A 19,139-nucleotide genomic window follows, 5' to 3' on the forward strand; every position below is an offset into this window, starting at 1 on the left:
GGCTGACAAGAGAAGGGCGGCGTTCTGATTGCAGGACGCCGCCCTATCTATGTCGGGAAGAACGGATTCGATTTCATCATGCTCGACGTGTATTTCATCTATCAGCTGGCCCGGCGGCCGCTGCACGCGATAGCCCGGAAATGGCTTTGTCGCGGCATCGCGCATGTGACCAGGGGCGAAGTCGTTTGCCCCGAATGCCGCCAACACTGAAACGTTCGTTGATTGTTGGACTGGCAAGGTTGCGTCTGGGGACGTAGACTTCGGCTATGTCCAAGCCAGCCAGCCCGCCCGCGCCAGCCCTCAGTATCCGCATCGACCTCGATCCCGAGGGACGGATCGGACCGGGCAAGATTCAGCTTCTCGAACATATTCACACCACCGGTTCGATTTCGGCTGCTGGCCGCGCCATGGCGATGTCCTACAAGCGCGCTTGGGATCTGGTCGATGAACTCAACCGGATTTGCGGGCAGCCTGCCGTCGAGCGCCAGACGGGTGGTAAGAATGGGGGCGGAGCTCTCCTCACGCCATTCGGCTTGACGCTCATCAAGCGCTATCGTGGCATCGAAAGCGCTGCGGCCACCGCCGCGCGCAAGGAACTGCTGGCGCTGAAGGGCGATATCGGCAAGAAGCGCAGGTTCTAACCGGTCAAGCCGGCGGTATCACCGTTGTATCCGGATAAATATATCGTGACGGTCACCCCGATCGCGCTTTCGAATGGCTCTATTCTGGAATAGGATCGATCCATCCTTGGTCGCTCGTGGGGGGCCGTGGTCTAAACTGGAACTTCGCAATGTTCGACGCCCAATGCGATCTGGCTGCACTTGTCTATGACAAGGATCAGGATCCCGACGCAGTGTTGCACACCTTCGCGGCGGATCTGAGCAAGCAGGGCGTTCGCGCCGTCGGATTGGTGCAACTCGGGCATCGCGAATTCGACGTGCCGAAGCTGACTGCGGTCATGCTGCACACCGGTGCGCAAGTGCGCTTGTTTCAGGATCTCGGTCCCGGCGCCAAGGGCTGCAAGCTCGATGTCGGGCAATTGCTCGATGCCGGCACGCAGGTCGCCGACGCCATCGACGAGGGCGCCGATCTCGTGATCATCAACCGGTTCGGCAAGCAGGAGCGCGAGGGCAAGGGGCTCGCTTATCTGATCGAGCGCGCGCTCTCTAGCGATATCCCCGTGGTGATCGCAGTGCCGTCGCATCGCTTTGCCGAATGGATCGCATTTGCCGATGGCATGAGCGTGAAGCTGCATTGCGATCGCGAGTCGCTCGATGGCTGGTGGGCAAAAGTCTCTTGCCGCACCGAGGGACTGATACGTCAGGACCATCGCAGCGTTTGCGAAGTGCTGAAATAGAATTCCATCAACGCGTCTCTATCAATCGTCCGAATATCGCTGCTCCTGCCACGGATCGCCGCGGTTGTGATAACCGCGGACTTCCCAATAGCCGGGCTTGTCGTCGCCGACGAACTGGATGCGCTGCAGCCACTTGGCGCTCTTCCAAAAATATAGATGCGGCACGATCACCCGCACCGGGCCGCCATGATCGCGCTCGATCGGGGAGCCCTGCCACGAATGCGCCAGCAGTGCGTCTTCGGCAGCGAAATCTTCCAGCGACAGGTTGGTGGTGTAGCCGTCATGGGATTCCAGCACCACAAAGCGCGCCTCGGGCTTCGGCTGGCACGCATCCAGCAGCGCACGGGTCGAAAGACCTTCCCACTGGTTGTCGTAACGCGACCAGGTGGTGACGCAATGGATGTCTGAGATGAAGGTCGATTGCGGCTGCGCGCTGAACTGGCCGAAATCCCAGAACAGCGGCGTCTCGACGGCGCCGTAGACATCGAGCCGCCAGCGCTCGCGAGGGATGTTTGGCGTGATGCCCAGATCCAGTACCGGCCAATCCTGGGTCAGATGCTGGCCGGGCGGGAGCCGCTGGTCGTCCGGGCGCGCAATCTTGCCGGTGAGAAACCGGCCTTCGCGCGCCCAGCGCTGTTTGGTCTGCGTCAGCTTGGATTCCGGCGGGGTGTGATCCTCGGTCATGGCTGACGCTCCTTGGCTAGACGTTGACCGTCACTCGTGACGGTGCATCGCCGACTTGTGCTTGGTGTCGCGCATGGTGGCGTAAATCAGCAGCGACAGGAAGATCATGCCCGACAGATAATAGTAGAACCACTGTTCATGACCGATCTGCTTGAAGTACAGCGCGATCGCCGGCGCCGTACCGCCGAAGATTGACACCGTCAGCGCATAGGGTACGCCGACGCCGAGGGCGCGGATATTGGTCGGGAACAGTTCGGCCTTCACCACCGCATTGATCGAGGTATAGCCGGCCACGAAGATCCAGGCGCCGCAGATCAGCAGGAACGCCGTGAATGGCGACTTGGTGGTCTGCAGCGTGGTGAGGATCGGAACAGTCGCCAGCGTGCCGGCAACGCCGAAGAAGATCAGCAGCGGCTTGCGGCCGATGCGGTCGGAGATCGCGCCATAGATCGGCTGCAGCAGGCAGGCGAATATCAGCGTGCCGAAGATCACCGTGGTGGTCTGGTCCGCGGTGAGGCCGACCGAGAGCTTCACGAAGGTCTGCATGTAGGTGGTGAAGGTATAGAACGCCGCGGTGCCGCCGGCGGTGAGGCCGACAACCAGCAGCAATTCGCGCGGATAGGCCATCAGCGCGCGCAGCGAACCCATTGGCTTGGCCTGCTTCTTCGCTTCAACGAACTGGTCAGTCTCGTGCATGTCGCGACGCATCACGGCGGTGAAGACCGCAAGACCAGCGCCGATCACGAACGGAATGCGCCAGCCCCAGTCCTTCAGCTCCTGCTCGGTGAGGAACACCTTCTGCAGCAGCAGGAGCACGATGATCGCGGTCAGCTGGCCGCCGATCAGCGTGACATACTGGAAGCTCGAATAGAAACCGCGATGCTTAGGATCGGCAACTTCCGAGAGATAGGTGGCGCTGGCGCCGTATTCGCCGCCGAGGCTGAGGCCTTCGATGATGCGGGCGAGCGCGAGCAGGATCGGTGCCGCGATGCCGATGGTGGCATAGGTCGGCGTGCAGGCGATGATCAGCGAGCCGAAGCACATGCACAGGACCGAGATCGTCAGCGATATACGACGGCCATAGGTGTCGGCGAGATAGCCGAACAGCCAGCCGCCGAGTGGCCGCATCAGGAAGGTGGCGGCAAACAGCACGGCCGCATTGAGCTGCTGAACGACGGGGTCGGAGTTCGGGAAGAAGGCCGGCGCGAAATACAATGCGAAGGCGGTGTAGGCGTAGAAGTCATACCATTCGACGAGATTGCCCATCGAGCCGATGAAGATCGCCTTGATGCGTTTCTTGGCGTCGTCGAAATGGAGTTTGCCGTCCGCCGGCGGTGCGAATGAATCTGCCACGTAGAACCCTCGTATTCCGTGAAGTGAAATGTCCCGTTGCCACGCGCGGCACGAAAAGCCAATGCCGCGGAATGCATTGCTGCTGGCAGGATCGTTCTGTCAGGCGATGCCCGCATCCCGGCCGCGGCCGCACATGACTAGCCGCGACATGTGACAATGTGGCTTAGACAAAAGTCTATGAAGGGTAGCGGTACTCCGGGCGGCCCTGCCCAAAGGCATCGTCCTGGCCGGCACAAGGCCAGCCAGGACGAGCGAGTATGAGGGCGGAGTTCCGTTACTTCGCCGGGCGCGGATCGATCGGCGTAGAGTCGCGCAGGCCCAGAATGTCTTCCAGCACGCGTGCGCCGGCGAGCAGTGAGGCTTCGCCGCGCGGCGGGCCGACGACCTGCAATCCGACCGGCAGACCCGTCGATGTGAAGCCGCAAGGCATCGACAGCGCCGGGCAGCAGGTCAGCGTGATCGCATAGACGATGCCGAGCCACTGCACGTAGTTGTCGAACTTGGTGCCGTTGCATTCGGCGAGATAGCGCTGCTCGATCGGGAACGGCGGCGTGATGGTCGCCGGGCACAGCAGCAGGTCGTAGGTCTGGAAGAACTCGTAGGCACGTGCCGCCAGCGTGACACGCTGCGCTTCCGCCTTCGCCAGGTCATCGACCGTGAGCTTCAGGCCCTGCTCGATGTTCCAGATTACTTCCGGCTTCAGCTGATCGCGCTTGTCGCGGAGCAGCTGGAGCTTCGAGATCGCGAAGTCGTAGGCGCGCAGCACATGGAAGCATTCGTGGGCTTCGCGCAGGTCGGGATGCGCTTCCTCGACGATGACGCCGGCGTCGGCGAATGCCATCGCTGCCTTGCGGGTGATGGCGACCACTTCGGGGTCCACGGGGGTGATGCCGAGATCCGGCGAATAGGCGATGCGCTTCGGTTTGGTACCGGCGCGCACGGCCGAGCGGAACGAGGTCGGCAGTTTCGGCAGCGAGATCAGATCGGCGGGATGTTCGCCGCTCATGGCATCCAGCATCAGCGCGAGGTCTTCCACGGTGCGGGCCATCGGGCCCTGCACGCTCACCATCCGGGCGAGCGCCACGGCGGGCGTGGACGCAACGCGGCCGACGCTCGGACGCAGGCCGACGATGCCGCAGAAGCTGGCGGGGTTGCGCAGCGAACCGCCCATGTCGGAGCCATGGGCAATCCACGCCGTGCCGCTGGCAAGTGCTGCCGCGGCGCCGCCGGACGAGCCGGCGGCCGACTTCGACAGGTCCCACGGATTCAGCGTCGCACCGAACACTTCGTTGAACGTATTGGCGCCCGCGCCGAATTCAGGCGTGTTGGATTTCGCATAGATCACGCCGCCGTTTTCTTCGAGGCGTTCGACCAGCACGTTGGACTTGGTCGGCACCACGTCCTTGTAGATCGGCGAGCCCTGTGTGGTGCGCACGCCGGCGACGGCGGTGAGATCCTTGATCGGCACCGGCAGGCCGGCAAGGATGCCGCGTTCGCCGAGCGGCTTCTTCATCAATTCCTTCGCGTGATCGCGGGCGCGATCGAAACACAGGATCGGCAGCGCGTTGACCTGGCCATCGACTTCCTTGATGCGCGCTTCCAGCGCGTCCAGCAGGTCGAGCGGCGTTACCGTCCCGGCATTGAGTTGATCGACCACGGCGCAGGCCGTTGCTTTGATGAGATCTTGCTGAGAGGCCACGCACGTCTCCAATTTCGGATGCAGAGCAATTCGTATGCTTGGGATGTCGATCCCGACGTAGCCGTGTAGACCATTTTCTGGATAAATGGGACTCGCAGGCAGTGTCGCCTCACACAATGCAGGGATGCAACCATGAGTAAGCCTTTCGGCGATTCCAACTGGCGCGCGATGACGCGCGAGCAGCTCGATGCCGGTCTGAACAACTCGACTGCCGTTGCGGGCAGCGCCGACATCGCCGCCGGATGGGGCCAGCGCTCTGACGCGATGAAGGCGAAGTATCCCGCGCATCTCGACGTCGCCTATGGCCCGCGCGAGCGCAACAGGTTCGATTTCATCAAGGCCGCCGACAGCGGGCCGACACTGCTGCTGATCCATGGTGGCTACTGGCAGATGCGCTCGAAGGATTTTTTCACCTGCTTCGCTGCAGGTCCCATCGCCCACGGTATCAACGTCGCTGCAATTGGTTACACACTCGCGCCGGATGCGACGCTGGAGGAGATCGTGGCCGAGATGCATGCCGGCGTCGATGCGCTGGTTGAGAAGCTTCCCTCGCTCGGCGGCGATCCGAACCGCATCGTGGTGTCCGGCTGGTCCGCCGGTGGTCATCTCACCTCGACGACGCTGTCGCATCCGAAGGTGAAGGGCGGCGTCGCCATTTCGGGCATCTACGATCTCGAGCCGATCCGCGCGTCCTATTTGAATGAAAAGCTGAAGCTGGACGATGCGATGTCGAAGCGGCAGTCGCCGCTGCTGCAGGATGGCGGCCCGAACAAGCCGCTCGCGCTGGTGGTTGGCGGCGGCGAATTGCCGATCCTGCGCCAGCAGACGGCGGACCTTGCCGTGCACCGGGCAAAGTACGGTTTGCCGGTGAGCTATGAGGAGATCCCGGGCGCTGATCACTTCTCGATCATGAAAGAGCTGGAATCGCCGACGGGGCGGATCACGACGCTGATCAAGGAATTGGTCGCGCGGATTTAGAATCAGACCAGCAATTTGAGTATGTGAGACGTATCCCGGCGCCGCTCGTCAGCGCCGGGATTGTTTTGTCTACAGCCCCTGTCCGCCCGACACCTCGATCCGCTGCGCGTTCACCCAGCGATTGTCCTCCGACAGCAGGTTCGCGATCATCGGTCCGATATCGTCGGGCAGGCCGACGCGGCCAAGGGCGGTCATGCCGGCGATCGTCTTGTTGATGTCTGGATTGTCACGCACGGCACCGCCGCCGAAATCGGTTTCGATTGCGCCGGGCGCGACCGTGTTCACGGTGATCCGGCGGCTGCCCAGTTCCTTCGCCATATACATGGTCATCACCTCGACGGCGCCTTTCATGGCGGCATAAGCGGCGTAGCCCGGGAGGCACATGCGGGTCAGTCCGGACGACAGGTTCACGATGCGACCGCCGTCTGCCATCAGTGGCAGCAGTGCCTGCGTGAGAAAGAACACGCCCTTGAAATGGACGTTCACCAGCCCGTCGAACTGCGCCTCGGTAGTGTCGGAGATCAGTGCATAATCGCCGTGTCCGGCATTGTTCACGAGATGGTCGAACGTCTCGCGCGACCAGGTTTCGCGCAGCGCTGTTCGCAGACGGCCAGCAAATTTGGCGAGGCCGGCAATCTTGCCGGTGTCGAGTTGCAGCGCCACCGCCTTGCGGCCCATGTGCTGGATTTCAGAGACGACAGCCTGTGCGTCTTCGCTGCGGCTTTGATAGGTGAGGACGACATCGCCGCCGTGACGGGCGATGTTGAGAGCGGTATTGCGGCCGAGACCGCGGCTGGCGCCGGTAATGAGGGTAATCTTGGTCATGGTCAGCTCCTGTGGTGTGACCATTCCGATATCGCCCCGACGAACCAGGGCTAGTTGCCCGAAGCTCGACGTTCCTTGCCTAATCCTCCAAAATCATGTGCTGGCGCATTTACGATGATGTAGGCTGAGCCTCATGACCACGCTTCTCAATGCCGTTCGCCGTTACACAGAGACCCATGCTGATAGTGCCGGCATCGCGACTACGCCGATCCTTGGCCTTGCTGCCGTGCGCGCAACCACACCCAGCGACATTATCCACGCGATCTTCCAGCCGCTGATCTGCCTCGTCGTGCAGGGCACCAAGCATGTCACCATGGGCACGGAGAGTTTTGTCTTCGCCGCCGGGGATTCGCTGATCATCACGGCCGATGTTCCGATCGTCAGTCAAATCACGCGGGCGAGCATTGCCGCGCCCTATCTCTCGCTGGTGTTCGAACTTGATCTGGCCGTGATCGCCGAACTGGTTGTTGAGATGAAAGCGGAGCCAAGCGCTGATCTCGCGCGTGTCCGGGTCGAGCCCACCGATGCCGAAGTTGCGGACGCGGCGTTGCGGCTGATGCGCTTGCTCGATCGTCCGGCGTCATTGCCGGTGCTGCGCGCGCAGCTGGTGCGGGAGATGCATTACTGGCTGCTGGCTGGTCGCCACGGGCCGGCGATCCGACGGCTTGGCTGGCCGGATAGTCACGCACAACGTGTCGCGCGCGCGGTCGCGGTGTTGCGCGCCGATTTCGCGCGGCCGGTGCTGGTCGAGCGTCTTGCAGATGTTGCGGGCATGAGCCCGTCATCATTCCACCAGCATTTCCGCAGCGTGACGTCGCTCTCGCCGCTGCAATTTCAGAAGCAGTTGCGTCTGATCGAGGCGCGGCGGCTGATGCTGTGGGAGGGCGCGACCGCGAGCAGCGCGGCCTTCGCCGTCGGTTATGAGAGCGTGCCGCAATTCACCCGGGAATATGGCCGCATGTTCGGCGCGCCGCCGGTACGCGACATCGAGGCTGCGCGTGACAAGGCACGCTCCGTGGCGTGATCGCCAGCGCATTGCCGGCCATGGCGCCGGAATGCCGCGCGGCTCATTCGATTGCGGCGACGCGAATGGGACGTGTTCCGACCGGAGCGCCGGTCTCGCGGTCGATGGTAACGGGATCGATCTCCGTTCCGGCCTCTGCGTCGAAGAACCGGGTGACGTCGCCCCCGCCGCGATGCTTGCGTCCCCACGCACCGATCGCAAATAGCACCGGCAGAAAGTCGCGGCCGGCTTCCGTCAGCACATATTCGTCCCGTGGCGGACGCTCGGAATAGCGACGTTTCTCCAGCAGCCCTTCGTCGGTCAGGGCTGAAAGACGCCCCGTTAGCATCGTTGGCGCGATACCGAGGCCTTTGCGGAAATCATCGAAGCGGGTCAGCCCCGCATGGGCGTCGCGCATGATCAGCATGCTCCATGCGTCCCCCACTACCGCAAGGCTTCGGGCAATCAGGCATGGCTGGTCCGAAAGATTCTTCATGTCGGTATCTTTTTAGTAGTGACTTACTATTAATTCGATAGTAACACCGTCTCCAAGGATGTTCCACGATATAATGAAGGCAGAAGCGATGAGTACAGGAGAGCGCAGCCGTGTCGGGTTGGTGACAGCACAGGTGCTGCGGCAATGGAGCAAACAATGACGAGTGCTCCTGGCAACGTTGGATCTGGTGCGCGCTACGTTGAGGCGCCCAATCTCTCCATCAACGTCGGAGGAACTGCCTTTGCCTATCGAGATCTAGGCCCCCGGGGCGGCGTGCCGCTCATTCTCCTCAATCATTGGGGAGCAGTGCTGGACAATTTCGACCCGCGGATCGTTGACGGCCTCGCCAGCAAACACCGCGTGATCGCGACCAACTATCGCGGCATCGGCGCGTCGGGCGGAACAGCACCTGTGACTATCGACGAAATGGCGCGCGACGCGATTGCCCTGATCCGGGCGCTGGGTTTCGAGAAGGTCGATCTGCTCGGCTTTTCCCTCGGCGGATTTGTGGCGCAGGATGTTGCGCTTAAAGCTCCCGGTCTTGTGCGAAAGCTCATCCTGACTGGCACCGGTCCTGCGGGCGGCAAAGGTATCGATAAGGTCGGAGCGGTGTCCTGGCCGCTCATGATCAAGGGTCTGCTGACGCTACACGACCCGAAATTGTATCTGTTTTTCACATCTACGGCCAATGGTCGCCAGGCCGCGAAGGCCTTTCTGAAGCGGTTGAAGGAACGCAAGGCGGACAGGGACAAGGGCCCGACTCCTGGCGCCTTCCTGCGGCAACTTAAGGCAATCAAAGCCTGGGGCCGACAGGCGCCTCAGGATCTCGGCCGTATCAAGATCCCCGTCCTGATCGCGAATGGCGACAACGATATCATGGTCCCGACTGTGAACAGCACCGACTTGGCCGAACGCATCCCCGGAGCGCAACTGGTGATCTACGAAGACGCCGGGCATGGCGGGATATTCCAGTACCACGCTGATTTCGTGCCGAAGGCTCTTTCCTTCCTGAGCGATTGGCGCCGCTGCTAACTTGAGATTGGAGAAAGCCCATGAAGGCATTCGTCGTTGATAAGTACAAAAAGAAGGGCGCTCTGCGCCTGGCCAACGTGCCCGAACCGGAAGTGCAGGACACTGATGTTCTGGTCCGGGTTCACGCCACAGCTGTGAACCTGCTGGATTCCAAGCTCCGGGATGGAGAGTTCAAGCTTATTCTTCCCTATCGTCCGCCTTTTATCCTGGGTCACGACGTCGCCGGAACGGTTGTCAGGACAGGATCCAGGGCCAGCCGGTTCAAGGTGGGCGACGAAGTCTATGCGCGGCCGCGCGATCATCGGGTCGGTACATTCGCCGAATTCATCGCCATCAATGAAGCTGACGTGGCGCTGAAGCCGAAAAATCTCAGCATGACGGAAGCGGCATCCATCCCGCTGGTGGGGCTAACGGCGTGGCAGGCGCTGGTCGAAGTGGGCAAGGTGAAGCCCGGCCAGAAGGTCTTCATTCAGGCCGGCTCCGGTGGTGTCGGGACTTTTGCAATCCAGCTCGCCAAGCATCTCGGCGCTACAGTTGCGACGACAACCAGTGTAAAGAATGCCGAACTGGTCAAAAGTCTCGGGGCGGATGTGGTCATCGACTACAAGACGCAGGACTTCGAGAAGGTCCTGTCGGGCTACGATCTTGTGCTGAATAGTCAGGATCCAAAGACGCTCGATAAATCTCTGGGTGTGCTCAAGCCGGGCGGCCAGCTCATTTCCATTTCCGGTCCGCCCGATCCGGCTTTCGCCAAGGAAGCCGGTCTGAACCTGTTCCTGAAACTGATCATGCGTCTGCTGAGCCGTGGCGTGAGGAAAAAAGCCGAGCGCCTCGGCCTACGCTATTCATTCCTGTTCATGCGCGCGCAGGGGCAGCAGTTGAGCGAGATTACGTCCCTGATCGAAGCCGGCGTGATCCGGCCGGTCGTCGATAAGGTGTTCCCGTTCGAGAACACCGGGGATGCGCTGGCCTATGTCGAGACCGGCCGCGCGAAGGGCAAGGTGGTCATCGCGGTGCAGTGAGGTCTGGCCTTAGTGCGTCCGTGCCAGACAGAACGCCACGACCTGCTCCAGTGCAGTCTTCATCGGCGACGACGGAAACAGCGCCAGTGCATCGACCGCCATGGCGCCGTAATGCTGGGCGCGGTTGATCGTGTCTTCCAGTGCGCGGTGCTTGGTCATCAGGCCGATCGCGTGATCGAGGTCGCCTTCGCCGATCTCGCCGCGCTCCAGCGCCTTGATCCAGAATTCGCGCTCGGCGTCGTTGCCGCGGCGGAAGGCGAGCACCACGGGCAGGGTGATCTTGCCCTCGCGGAAATCGTCGCCAACATTCTTGCCGAGCTTGGCGGCCTTGCCGCCGTAGTCGAGCACGTCGTCGATCAGCTGGAAGGCGATGCCGAGATTCATGCCGACCGAACGGCACGCGGTCTGCTCGGCCTTCGGGCGGTTCGCGATCACCGGGCCAACTTCGCAGGCGGCGGCAAACAGTTCGGCCGTCTTGCCGCGGATGACCGCGAGATATTCGTCTTCGGTGGTCGCGGTGTTCTTGGCGGCGGCGAGCTGCATCACTTCGCCCTCCGCAATGGTGGCGGCAGCCGAGGATAGAATATCGAGCGCGCGTAGCGAGCCGACCTCGACCATCATGCGGAAGGCCTGGCCGAGCAGGAAGTCGCCGACAAGAACGCTGGCCTCGTTGCCCCACAGCATGCGCGCGGACAGCTTGCCGCGGCGCAGTTCGCTCTGGTCGACCACGTCGTCATGCAGCAGCGTCGCGGTGTGCATGAATTCGACGGACGCCGCGAGCTTGATATGGCCGTCGCCGGTGTAGCCGGTGAGGTTGGCCATCGCGAGCGTCAGCATCGGGCGCAGCCGCTTGCCGCCCGACGAGATCAGGTGGTTGGCGACCTCGGGGATCATGGTGACTTCCGAGCCGGTCCGCGACAGGATGGTCGCATTGACGCGCTCCATGTCAGAGGCGACAAGGCTGACCAACTGGTCGATCGACGCTGTCGCGTGACTCTCGAAGGGAACAATCACCGCCACGCTGGGCTCTCCGAATTACAAGGGCGCTTCGTCGGGCCATGAAAAAGGCAGGCACTGGCAGCGCTTATATTCAAATAGGGCGAATTCACGTTGAAAACAGGTGTCCCCATCTGCTGAATTGCCGTCGACCGATATCGGGCCGCACAATAGAAACTGCGCAGCGGCGCGGCAAGGGCATCGGAACCTTGACTTCCCCATAGATACACACCCGGTTACTGGCAGGGAGCGACCTCCAATTGCGCGAAATCATGCGGACGAACGATGTGGTGCTGGTCTCGGCGGTGGGCGCGCTGCTCGACGGCGCGAATATCCACCATCTGGTGCTGGACCAGAATATGAGCGTGATCGAGGGATCGCTGGGCATCATTCCGCGCCGGATCCTGGTGCATGAAGACGATGACCTGCAGGCGCGCCGCGTGCTGACGGATGCCGGACTGGCCCACGAGCTGCGGCCGCAGGATTGATGTGATGGCTGACGCGATCGTGACCACGGAGGACGGCTTCCTGGGTGGCCAGTTGCGGCTGCGGCAGCCGAAATCCGGTCATCGCGCCGGCCATGACGCGATCCTGCTGGCTGCTGCAACCTCGGCGCAAGCCGGTCACAAGGTCGTCGATTTCGGATCGGGCGTAGGGACGGCCGGTCTGGCGCTGGCGCGGCGTGTCCCCGGCCTGTCCCTGACGCTGGTCGAGATCGACCCGCAACTTGCTGAACTGGCGAGGGAAAACGCGACAGCGAACGGTATCGCAGTGGATGTCGTGACGCTCGACATCGCTGCGAGCGCCGATGTTTTCGCTGCCGCAGGTCTGCCGCAAGACAGCGCCGACGCGGTACTGATGAATCCGCCCTTCAACGATCCCGCGCGCCATCGCGCCTCGCCGAACAAGTCGCGCGAGATCGCCCATGTCGCGACGGAGGACACGTTGCAGACATGGATTCACGCGGCGCGCCGCGTGCTGAAATCCGGCGGCGTGCTGACATTGATCTGGCGGGCGGACGGATTGGCCGATGTGCTGGCGGCGCTGGGTCGCGGCTTCGGCAGCGTCGCCATCATGCCGGTGCATGGCGATGCGGAGGCGCCGGCGATCAGGGTGTTGGTGCGTGCTGTGAAGGGTGGCCGCGCGCCTGCGGCAATTGAGCCCGGCATCTCGCTGCGGGATGCGGATGGCGCGCCTGATCTCCATATCCAGCGCGTCCTGGCCGGGCAGGCGGTTCTGCCATGGTCGTCGCTTCGGGCATCGCTCTAGGCGATGCCGCAGTCAGCGTATTGTTTATTGAGGAGCTGTTTCGGAACGTTTCTGCGGCGCCGACGTGAAGTGGATCGCCGTGAGCAGCGTACCGATGATCAGCATGAGCAGATAGATTTTCATGTCTTCTCCCGCTGCGGCGTAAAGGCCTGTTATGGTTTTCAAACGCTGAAAGCGTCTCTCGGTTCAATGACAGCAGCGTGATAAGAGTTGGTTAATGTCGAGGAAATTTGAATGAGCGAATCCAATTTAAAAGCGGCGATCACAAGGCTGCTGCCTGCGCGTTTCCGTCGCGCATCTGCAGTCGTGCCGGTGGTGCGTCTGTCCGGCACGATCGGCGCCGTCACGCCGCTGCGGCCGGGATTGTCGCTCGCAGGCGTCGCAAAGCTGCTGGACAAGGCATTCGCGATCAAGAATGCCAAGGCTGTCGCGCTGGTGATCAATTCGCCGGGCGGCTCGCCAGTGCAGTCGCGGCAGATCTATCTGCGCATCCGCCAGCTCGCGGCGGAGAAGAAACTACCGGTGTTCGTGTTCGTCGAGGATGTCGCTGCATCCGGCGGTTATATGATCGCCTGCGCCGGCGATGAAATCTTTGTCGATCCGTCATCGATCGTCGGCTCGATCGGTGTGGTCGGCGGCACCTTCGGTTTTCAGGAATTGATCAAGAAGATCGGTGTCGAGCGGCGTCTCTATACGGCGGGTGAGCACAAGGCGATGCTCGATCCGTTCCTGCCGGAAGATGCCGATGATGTGGCGCGGCTGAAATCGCTTCAGCGCGAAATCCACGCCATCTTCATCAATCTCGTGAAGGAGAGCCGCGGTGCCCGGCTGAAGGGCGCCGAGGATGTGCTGTTCTCCGGAGAATACTGGGCCGGTGAAAAATCCATCGCGCTCGGCCTCAGCGATGCCATCGGCGATCTGCGCTCGGTGCTGCGTGCGCGCTATGGCGACAAGGTGCAGATGCCGGTGATCGCGCAGCCATCCGGCATGTTGTCGGGTCTGCTCGGCCGCAAATCCGGCGCGGGCTCGCAGCTCTCGCTCGACGGATTTTCGGGATTACCGGAGCAGCTGATCTCGGCGCTGGAGACTCGCGCGCTGTGGTCCAAATACGGCTTTTAGCAGGACGGTATTGCGCGGCATTTGGTGGCTTAAAAGCTAATTGCAGGAATCCGGCGGTTGCGCGAGACTATTGCAGGGGGCTTGAGATGAACGACAGGAATCGACAGATGCCGCCGCTGGTCGCACTTGCAGGCGCGCTCGGGAGCGCAGCCGTTGTCCGCTGGGTCTACAGAACCGCCAAGCGGATCAATCATGAACTGGAAGAAGCCCGCCAGGCGCGGGTGGCCGAACGCAGCGGGACCACGGAAGTCCCGACGTTGCGCCGTGATCCCGTCACGGGCGCGTATCGGCCAGGTTAGCCGCCGCAAACCGGGCCCCAAAACATTTGCGCCGGCCTGAGGACGGGGCACGTCCTCAAGACCGGCGACAAAGTTGGGCTTTCAGGCTTGGAGGTCCCTTGGCCCTGGACATTTGGACAACTTAAGACTTGGAGGTCTTCGGCCCGCGCGACATGGATCGTTCGAGCCTTTCGCTGGGGTAAGTCCCGATGACCGGGTTCGTTCCCACCGATGCCATCAGGATAGTGCGCGGGACTTAACGACTAGCCCTCGTGATCAGGTGATGTGCCGGTGCGGTTACCCGTCGGTTACCGCCAAATCGGGCCGCATTGCCTTGATTCCGCAAGGCCGCGCCGATACGGTCCGCGCGCTTTGATCCGCCTTGATCCCCTTGGCGAATCCCCGGAAAAACGGCCCAGAAACCACCATGGACTCCCTGCCTCCGCACATGCGCCCGGAACGTTCGTTCCAGGGCTTCATTCTCGCTCTGCAGCGGTTTTGGGCCGAGCAGGGCTGCGTGATCCTGCAGCCCTACGACATGGAAATGGGCGCCGGCACCTTCCATCCCGCGACCACCTTGCGCGCGCTGGGGCCGAAGCCGTGGAAGGCCGCCTACGTGCAGCCATCACGCCGGCCGAAGGATGGCCGTTATGGCGAGAACCCGAACCGGCTGCAGCACTATTACCAGTTCCAGGTGATCATGAAGCCGTCGCCGGCGAACCTGCAGGACCTCTATCTGCAGTCGCTGAAAGCGATCGGCATCGACACCGCCTTGCATGACGTGCGTTTCGTCGAGGACGACTGGGAAAGCCCGACGCTGGGCGCCTGGGGCCTCGGCTGGGAATGCTGGTGCGACGGCATGGAAGTCAGCCAGTTCACCTACTTCCAGCAGGTCGCGGGCGTCGAATGTGCACCGGTGGCGGGCGAACTCACTTACGGTCTCGAACGCCTCGCGATGTATGTGCAGGGCGTCGACCGCGTCTACGATCTCAACTTCAACGGCCGCGACGGCGCCGACAAGGTGACCTATGGCGACGTCTTCCTGCAGGCCGAACAGGAATATTCGCGGCACAATTTCGAACATGCCGATACCGCGATGCTGTTCGAGCAGTTCAAGATGGCCGAGGCCGCCTGCCGCAAATATCTCGATGCGGGTTGGAAGAGCGACAAGCGCGAAGAACATCTGATGGCGCTGCCGGCCTATGACCAGTGCATCAAGGCCAGCCATGTCTTCAATCTGCTCGATGCGCGCGGCGTGATTTCGGTCACCGAACGCCAGAGCTACATCATGCGCGTCCGCGAACTCGCCAAGGCCTGCGGCGAAGCGTGGGTGCATACCGAAGCCGGAAGTGCTGCCTGATGCCTGATCTTCTCCTCGAACTGTTCTCTGAAGAAATCCCCGCCCGCATGCAGGCCAAGGCGGCGGAAGATCTGCGCCGCATTGTGACCGATAGGCTGGTCGCCGAAGGTCTCGTCTATGAAGGCGCGAAGGCTTTTGCGACGCCGCGTCGTCTGACGCTCACGGTGCATGGCATTCCCGCGCGCCAATCCGACCTCAAGCAGGAACGCAAGGGACCGCGCGTCGGCGGCGCCGAAGCCGCGATCCAGGGCTTTCTGAAAGCCACCGGTCTTGCGTCGTTGGATGAGGCAAAAATCCAGCGCGACCCCAAGGGCGATTTCTACATCGCGCTGACGGAGAAGCCGGGCAAGCCGACGGTCGATGTACTGGCCGAGATCCTGCCGATCATCATCCGCACTTTCCCGTGGCCGAAGCAGATGCGCTGGGGTGCGGCTTCCGCGAAATCGAGCGCGCTGACCTGGGTGCGTCCGCTGCATGCCATCGTCGCCACCTTCGGCATCGAGACCGAAGAACCGGAAGTCGTGCAGTTCGACCTGAGTGGCGTGAGTGTCGGTCAGACCACCTACGGTCATCGCTTCCTCGCTCCCGACGCGATCCAGGTGCGCCGCTTCGACGACTATGTGGCGAAGCTGCAGGCCGCGAAAGTCGTGCTCGATCCCGAGCGCCGCAAGGAAATCATCCTGGCCGATGCGCGGCAGCTCACTTTCGCGCAGGGCTATGAGCTGGTCGAAGACCCCGCGCTGCTCGACGAAGTCGCGGGCCTGGTCGAATGGCCGGTGGTGCTGATGGGCTCGTTCGACAAGGACTTCCTGTCGATCCCCGATGAGGTGATCCGCGCCACTATTCGCGCCAACCAGAAATGCTTCGTGGTCCGCGATCCCAAGACCCAGAAGCTGACCAACAAGTTTGTCATAACAGCCAATATCGAAGCGAGCGATGGCGGCACGGCGATCATCGCCGGCAACGAACGCGTCATCCGCGCGCGCCTGTCGGATGCGAAGTTCTTCTACGAGACGGATCTCAAGACCAGGCTCGAATCGCGGCTGCCGAAATTCGAGCAGATCGTGTTTCACGAAAAGCTCGGCACCCAGGCCGCGCGTATCGCCCGTATCGAAAAGCTGGCTCGCGAGATCGCGCCGCTGGTCGGCGCCGATGCCACGAAGACCAAGCGTGCGGCGCAGCTCGCGAAGACGGATCTGCTCACCGAAGTGGTCGGTGAGTTTCCAGAGTTGCAGGGCCTGATGGGCAAGTATTACGCGCTGGCGCAAGGCGAAGACGCCGCTGTCGCTGCCGCTTCCGAGGATCACTACAAGCCGCAGGGACCGACCGATCGCGTGCCGAGTGATCTTGTCAGTGTCGCCGTGGCGCTGGCCGACAAACTCGATACGCTGGTGGGTTTCTGGGCGATCGACGAAAAGCCGACGGGATCGAAGGACCCGTTCGCATTGCGTCGTGCGGCGCTCGGTGTGATCCGTCTGATCATCGAAAACAATCTGCGCCTCAAGCTGAAGTCTGTCGCGTCGTCTCATGCGTCGACGATGACCGGCTATGACGAGAGCAAACCGGCCGATCTCCTCGCCTTCTTCGCCGACCGCCTCAAAGGCCAGCTCCGCGATCAGGGCGCCCGTCACGATCTCGTGGATGCGGTGTTCGCGCTCGGCGGTCAGGACGATCTTCTGATGGTGGTCCGCCGCGTCGAAGCGCTCGGCAAGTTTCTCGACAGCGATGACGGCAAGAATCTGCTGGCCGGCACCAAGCGGGCCAACAACATTCTCGCCATCGAGGAGAAGAAGGACAAGCGCAAGTTCGACGGCGCACCTGATGCGGCGCTATTCAAGCTCGATGAAGAAAAGGCACTGGCCAAGGCGATTGCCGAGGTCGGTCCGGAAGCGAGCGCGGCTGTTGCCAAGGAAGACTTCGCCGGCGCCATGACGGCGATGGCCAAGCTGCGCCCCGCGGTCGATGCGTTCTTCGACAAGGTGAAGGTCAATGACGACGATGCGGCGGTGCGCGAAAATCGTCTGAAGCTGTTGAACGAGATCCGCGCGGCGACGCGTGCGGTGGCGGATTTCTCGAAGATCCAGGACTAAGGCTTACACACGGGCCTCTCCCCACGTCATGGCCGGGCTTGACCCGGCCATCCACGTCTTTCTCTGTCGCCGAGGCATGGGGCACGAGGCCGGGCATGACGGAGATTGAACCGAGGGCGCGGCAGTCGTCGGCTGACGCGATATTTCCAGCAATCTCCCGAAACATTTACCCTTCATTAACCATCCCTTGAAATGGTCCGGTTCCGTAACGGTTTCTTAACCCTCGCTTCCCAGCGCGGGCAGGACTGCCCAAGGATCGCCCATGACCTCGGTCAATACCGGCCTCAATCCCTATGCCAATTACGGCTCCGCCTATGCGCGCGCCGCCGCCACCGCCCAGCCGTCGCTGGCCAATGCGCTCAACAGCAATGAGAGCGCATCGTCGTCCTCGTCCGACGCCGCGACCAATCTGACGCTGTCGGAGGCAGCGCGGGCGAAGCTGGCGAGCTCCGGCTCCGACAAAGATATCGCGACCGTCGTCACGGATGTCAGGGCGAAGCTGGCGGCCCAATATGTGGCCGCGAAAGCGACGGGGCCGCTGGATAACAACGGCAAGCTGACGATCGATCTCTCGACGCTGGATCGCCGTTCGCTCTACGCCATGGCCACCAACAATGGCGGCACCTTCACCGCCGACGAGCAGAAGGTCGCCCAGGCCGAACTGGGCAATCGTTTCAACGCAGCGCTGGCGCCTGCTGCAGGCACGGCCAAGCTCACCGGCGATTTCAGCGGCATCTACAAGGCGGCGCTGGATTATCTCGATGCCGCGGGCAGCGAAGAGAAAGCCTCGGCGGCCTGGTCCGCGCAGCGCGAGGCCGTGCTGAAGGGCATTCAGGCGACCGAGCAGACACCGACCAAGGCGCCATCAGGCATCGCCAACGATCCGGTCGCAGCCTATCTCGCGCAGCCCGATACAACGACGCCCGTGCAGGACATCGCCACCGTTGCGAAGAGCGTGCGTGCGGCGCTGGATGCGCAGACCAAGGCGGCGAAAGAGGCGGGCAAGGGCGAACTCGTTTATGACAGCCGCCGCAAGACCGGCCAGCTCGCGGATTTCTCCGCCGTCGACAACCGTTCGCTGTCAGCGATGTCGCTCAATCAGGATGGTCTGTTCTCGAAGGAAGAGAGCTTTGCCGCCAAGCAGGTGCTCGATTCACGCAATCGCACCAGTATTCTCGAGGCATTGCAGGCAAGCCAGAAGAGCGGCGATCCCAGCCAGTTCAGTCTTGGCATTCTCAACACCTATTCGGCGATGAGCGATGAGGAGCGGACCGCCTCCAACTGGACGCCGAGTTTCCGCGACAATGCCGTGGCGAGCTACAAGTCGACGAACCATATTCTGTCGCTGCTGAAGAGTTCGTAGGCCTCTCCACGTCATTGCGAGCGAAGCGAAGCAATCCAGTCATTCTTCGCTTCATGCATTTCTGGATTGCCGCGTCGCTACGCTCCTCGCAATGACGTGGAGAGATCTGTAGTCGCCTCAAAAAGAAAAAGCCCCGCCCGGTGGGGGATGACCGGGGCGGGGCTTCTTCGCCCGGTCGCCATTCGCGGCGCCCGAACGAATCTTCTTTCAACGTG

Annotated in this window: 19 protein-coding genes; 13 read left to right on the forward strand and 6 right to left on the reverse strand. The window is 62.2% G+C overall.

Annotated elements, in window-relative coordinates; all coding sequences use genetic code 11:
- The first annotated feature begins 266 nt into the window (after nt 1–266).
- Entirely contained in the window at nt 267–641 is a 375-nt protein-coding gene (locus AB7828_RS25600) for a winged helix-turn-helix domain-containing protein (protein ID WP_439079330.1), read from the forward strand.
- Between the two features lie 149 nt (nt 642–790).
- Nucleotides 791–1,357: a DUF2478 domain-containing protein gene (locus AB7828_RS25605; protein WP_441231519.1), complete on the forward strand. Its 567-nt coding sequence runs from the start codon at nt 791–793 to the stop codon at nt 1,355–1,357.
- A 21-nt stretch (nt 1,358–1,378) separates the two neighbouring features.
- On the opposite strand, the gene AB7828_RS25610 is transcribed toward AB7828_RS25605, so the two are convergent.
- The 3 genes from AB7828_RS25610 to AB7828_RS25620 all read right to left on the reverse strand — a co-directional run bounded on the left by AB7828_RS25610 (nt 1,379) and on the right by AB7828_RS25620 (nt 5,093).
- A complete protein-coding gene (locus AB7828_RS25610) occupies nt 1,379–2,041 on the reverse strand; it encodes a sulfite oxidase-like oxidoreductase (protein ID WP_089262482.1) in 663 nt (220 codons plus the stop codon).
- A gap of 30 nt (nt 2,042–2,071) precedes the next feature.
- Nucleotides 2,072–3,307 (reverse strand): MFS transporter, encoded by a 1,236-nt coding sequence (locus AB7828_RS25615; RefSeq protein ID WP_120289104.1) that lies wholly within the window; start codon nt 3,305–3,307, stop codon nt 2,072–2,074.
- A gap of 361 nt (nt 3,308–3,668) precedes the next feature.
- Nucleotides 3,669–5,093, reverse strand: coding sequence for an amidase (locus AB7828_RS25620; RefSeq protein WP_439062139.1), 1,425 nt, complete (start codon nt 5,091–5,093; stop codon nt 3,669–3,671).
- A gap of 132 nt (nt 5,094–5,225) precedes the next feature.
- On the opposite strand from AB7828_RS25620, the gene AB7828_RS25625 reads away from it, so the two are divergent.
- A complete protein-coding gene (locus tag AB7828_RS25625) occupies nt 5,226–6,071 on the forward strand; it encodes an alpha/beta hydrolase (protein WP_441231520.1) in 846 nt (281 codons plus the stop codon).
- Nucleotides 6,072–6,140: 69 nt separating this feature from the next.
- Here the strand turns inward: AB7828_RS25625 and AB7828_RS25630 are convergent, their stop codons facing one another.
- Complete coding sequence (locus AB7828_RS25630; RefSeq protein WP_120289105.1) at nt 6,141–6,896, reverse strand: SDR family oxidoreductase; 756 nt, start codon at nt 6,894–6,896, stop codon at nt 6,141–6,143.
- Nucleotides 6,897–7,029: 133 nt separating this feature from the next.
- Between AB7828_RS25630 and AB7828_RS25635 the strand changes: the two genes are divergently transcribed.
- Nucleotides 7,030–7,920, forward strand: a complete 891-nt coding sequence (locus AB7828_RS25635; RefSeq protein WP_120288387.1) for an AraC family transcriptional regulator — start codon at nt 7,030–7,032, stop codon at nt 7,918–7,920.
- A 43-nt stretch (nt 7,921–7,963) separates the two neighbouring features.
- On the opposite strand, the gene AB7828_RS25640 is transcribed toward AB7828_RS25635, so the two are convergent.
- Nucleotides 7,964–8,395, reverse strand: a complete 432-nt coding sequence (locus AB7828_RS25640; RefSeq protein ID WP_089262474.1) for a winged helix-turn-helix transcriptional regulator — start codon at nt 8,393–8,395, stop codon at nt 7,964–7,966.
- Nucleotides 8,396–8,551: 156 nt separating this feature from the next.
- Between AB7828_RS25640 and AB7828_RS25645 the strand changes: the two genes are divergently transcribed.
- Both AB7828_RS25645 and AB7828_RS25650 read left to right on the forward strand, forming a co-directional pair.
- Complete coding sequence (locus AB7828_RS25645; protein WP_120288388.1) at nt 8,552–9,427, forward strand: alpha/beta fold hydrolase; 876 nt, start codon at nt 8,552–8,554, stop codon at nt 9,425–9,427.
- Between the two features lie 20 nt (nt 9,428–9,447).
- Complete coding sequence (locus AB7828_RS25650; protein WP_309947681.1) at nt 9,448–10,449, forward strand: NADP-dependent oxidoreductase; 1,002 nt, start codon at nt 9,448–9,450, stop codon at nt 10,447–10,449.
- 9 nt (nt 10,450–10,458) lie between these two features.
- On the opposite strand, the gene AB7828_RS25655 is transcribed toward AB7828_RS25650, so the two are convergent.
- Entirely contained in the window at nt 10,459–11,469 is a 1,011-nt protein-coding gene (locus AB7828_RS25655) for a polyprenyl synthetase family protein (RefSeq protein ID WP_068733162.1), read from the reverse strand.
- A 236-nt stretch (nt 11,470–11,705) separates the two neighbouring features.
- Here AB7828_RS25655 and AB7828_RS25660 point away from each other — a divergent pair, with 236 nt between their 5' ends.
- The 7 genes from AB7828_RS25660 (at nt 11,706) to AB7828_RS25690 (ending at nt 18,924) form a co-directional block, all read left to right on the forward strand.
- Nucleotides 11,706–11,933: a putative signal transducing protein gene (locus AB7828_RS25660; RefSeq protein WP_068733164.1), complete on the forward strand. Its 228-nt coding sequence runs from the start codon at nt 11,706–11,708 to the stop codon at nt 11,931–11,933.
- Between the two features lie 4 nt (nt 11,934–11,937).
- Nucleotides 11,938–12,714, forward strand: a complete 777-nt coding sequence (locus AB7828_RS25665) for a tRNA1(Val) (adenine(37)-N6)-methyltransferase (protein ID WP_441231521.1) — start codon at nt 11,938–11,940, stop codon at nt 12,712–12,714.
- Nucleotides 12,715–12,948: 234 nt separating this feature from the next.
- Nucleotides 12,949–13,833: a S49 family peptidase gene (locus tag AB7828_RS25670; RefSeq protein ID WP_441231522.1), complete on the forward strand. Its 885-nt coding sequence runs from the start codon at nt 12,949–12,951 to the stop codon at nt 13,831–13,833.
- A gap of 107 nt (nt 13,834–13,940) precedes the next feature.
- Complete coding sequence (locus AB7828_RS25675; protein ID WP_441232316.1) at nt 13,941–14,132, forward strand: hypothetical protein; 192 nt, start codon at nt 13,941–13,943, stop codon at nt 14,130–14,132.
- A gap of 406 nt (nt 14,133–14,538) precedes the next feature.
- Entirely contained in the window at nt 14,539–15,471 is a 933-nt protein-coding gene (locus AB7828_RS25680; RefSeq protein ID WP_184513429.1) for a glycine--tRNA ligase subunit alpha, read from the forward strand.
- Complete coding sequence (gene glyS, locus AB7828_RS25685; protein WP_441231523.1) at nt 15,471–17,561, forward strand: glycine--tRNA ligase subunit beta; 2,091 nt, start codon at nt 15,471–15,473, stop codon at nt 17,559–17,561. Before AB7828_RS25680 ends, glyS begins: the two co-directional genes overlap by 1 nt.
- Nucleotides 17,562–17,823: 262 nt before the next feature.
- Nucleotides 17,824–18,924, forward strand: a complete 1,101-nt coding sequence (locus AB7828_RS25690) for a hypothetical protein (protein ID WP_441231524.1) — start codon at nt 17,824–17,826, stop codon at nt 18,922–18,924.
- Nucleotides 18,925–19,139 lie beyond the last annotated feature (215 nt).

Source organism: Tardiphaga sp. 215_C5_N2_1 (assembly GCF_052076055.1).
Taxonomy (GTDB): Bacteria; Pseudomonadota; Alphaproteobacteria; order Rhizobiales; family Xanthobacteraceae; genus Tardiphaga; species Tardiphaga robiniae.

Coding starts and splice junctions, on each gene's coding strand:
- AB7828_RS25600 (WP_439079330.1), top strand. CDS start 267: ATGTCCAAGCCAGCCAGCCCGCCCGCGCCAGCCCTCAGTATCCGCATC.
- AB7828_RS25605 (WP_441231519.1), top strand. CDS start 791: ATGTTCGACGCCCAATGCGATCTGGCTGCACTTGTCTATGACAAGGAT.
- AB7828_RS25610 (WP_089262482.1), bottom strand. CDS start 2,041: ATGACCGAGGATCACACCCCGCCGGAATCCAAGCTGACGCAGACCAAA.
- AB7828_RS25615 (WP_120289104.1), bottom strand. CDS start 3,307: ATGGGCAATCTCGTCGAATGGTATGACTTCTACGCCTACACCGCCTTC.
- AB7828_RS25625 (WP_441231520.1), top strand. CDS start 5,226: ATGAGTAAGCCTTTCGGCGATTCCAACTGGCGCGCGATGACGCGCGAG.
- AB7828_RS25630 (WP_120289105.1), bottom strand. CDS start 6,896: ATGACCAAGATTACCCTCATTACCGGCGCCAGCCGCGGTCTCGGCCGC.
- AB7828_RS25635 (WP_120288387.1), top strand. CDS start 7,030: ATGACCACGCTTCTCAATGCCGTTCGCCGTTACACAGAGACCCATGCT.
- AB7828_RS25640 (WP_089262474.1), bottom strand. CDS start 8,395: ATGAAGAATCTTTCGGACCAGCCATGCCTGATTGCCCGAAGCCTTGCG.
- AB7828_RS25645 (WP_120288388.1), top strand. CDS start 8,552: ATGACGAGTGCTCCTGGCAACGTTGGATCTGGTGCGCGCTACGTTGAG.
- AB7828_RS25650 (WP_309947681.1), top strand. CDS start 9,448: ATGAAGGCATTCGTCGTTGATAAGTACAAAAAGAAGGGCGCTCTGCGC.
- AB7828_RS25665 (WP_441231521.1), top strand. CDS start 11,938: ATGGCTGACGCGATCGTGACCACGGAGGACGGCTTCCTGGGTGGCCAG.
- AB7828_RS25670 (WP_441231522.1), top strand. CDS start 12,949: ATGAGCGAATCCAATTTAAAAGCGGCGATCACAAGGCTGCTGCCTGCG.
- AB7828_RS25675 (WP_441232316.1), top strand. CDS start 13,941: ATGCCGCCGCTGGTCGCACTTGCAGGCGCGCTCGGGAGCGCAGCCGTT.
- AB7828_RS25680 (WP_184513429.1), top strand. CDS start 14,539: ATGGACTCCCTGCCTCCGCACATGCGCCCGGAACGTTCGTTCCAGGGC.
- glyS (WP_441231523.1), top strand. CDS start 15,471: ATGCCTGATCTTCTCCTCGAACTGTTCTCTGAAGAAATCCCCGCCCGC.
- AB7828_RS25690 (WP_441231524.1), top strand. CDS start 17,824: ATGACCTCGGTCAATACCGGCCTCAATCCCTATGCCAATTACGGCTCC.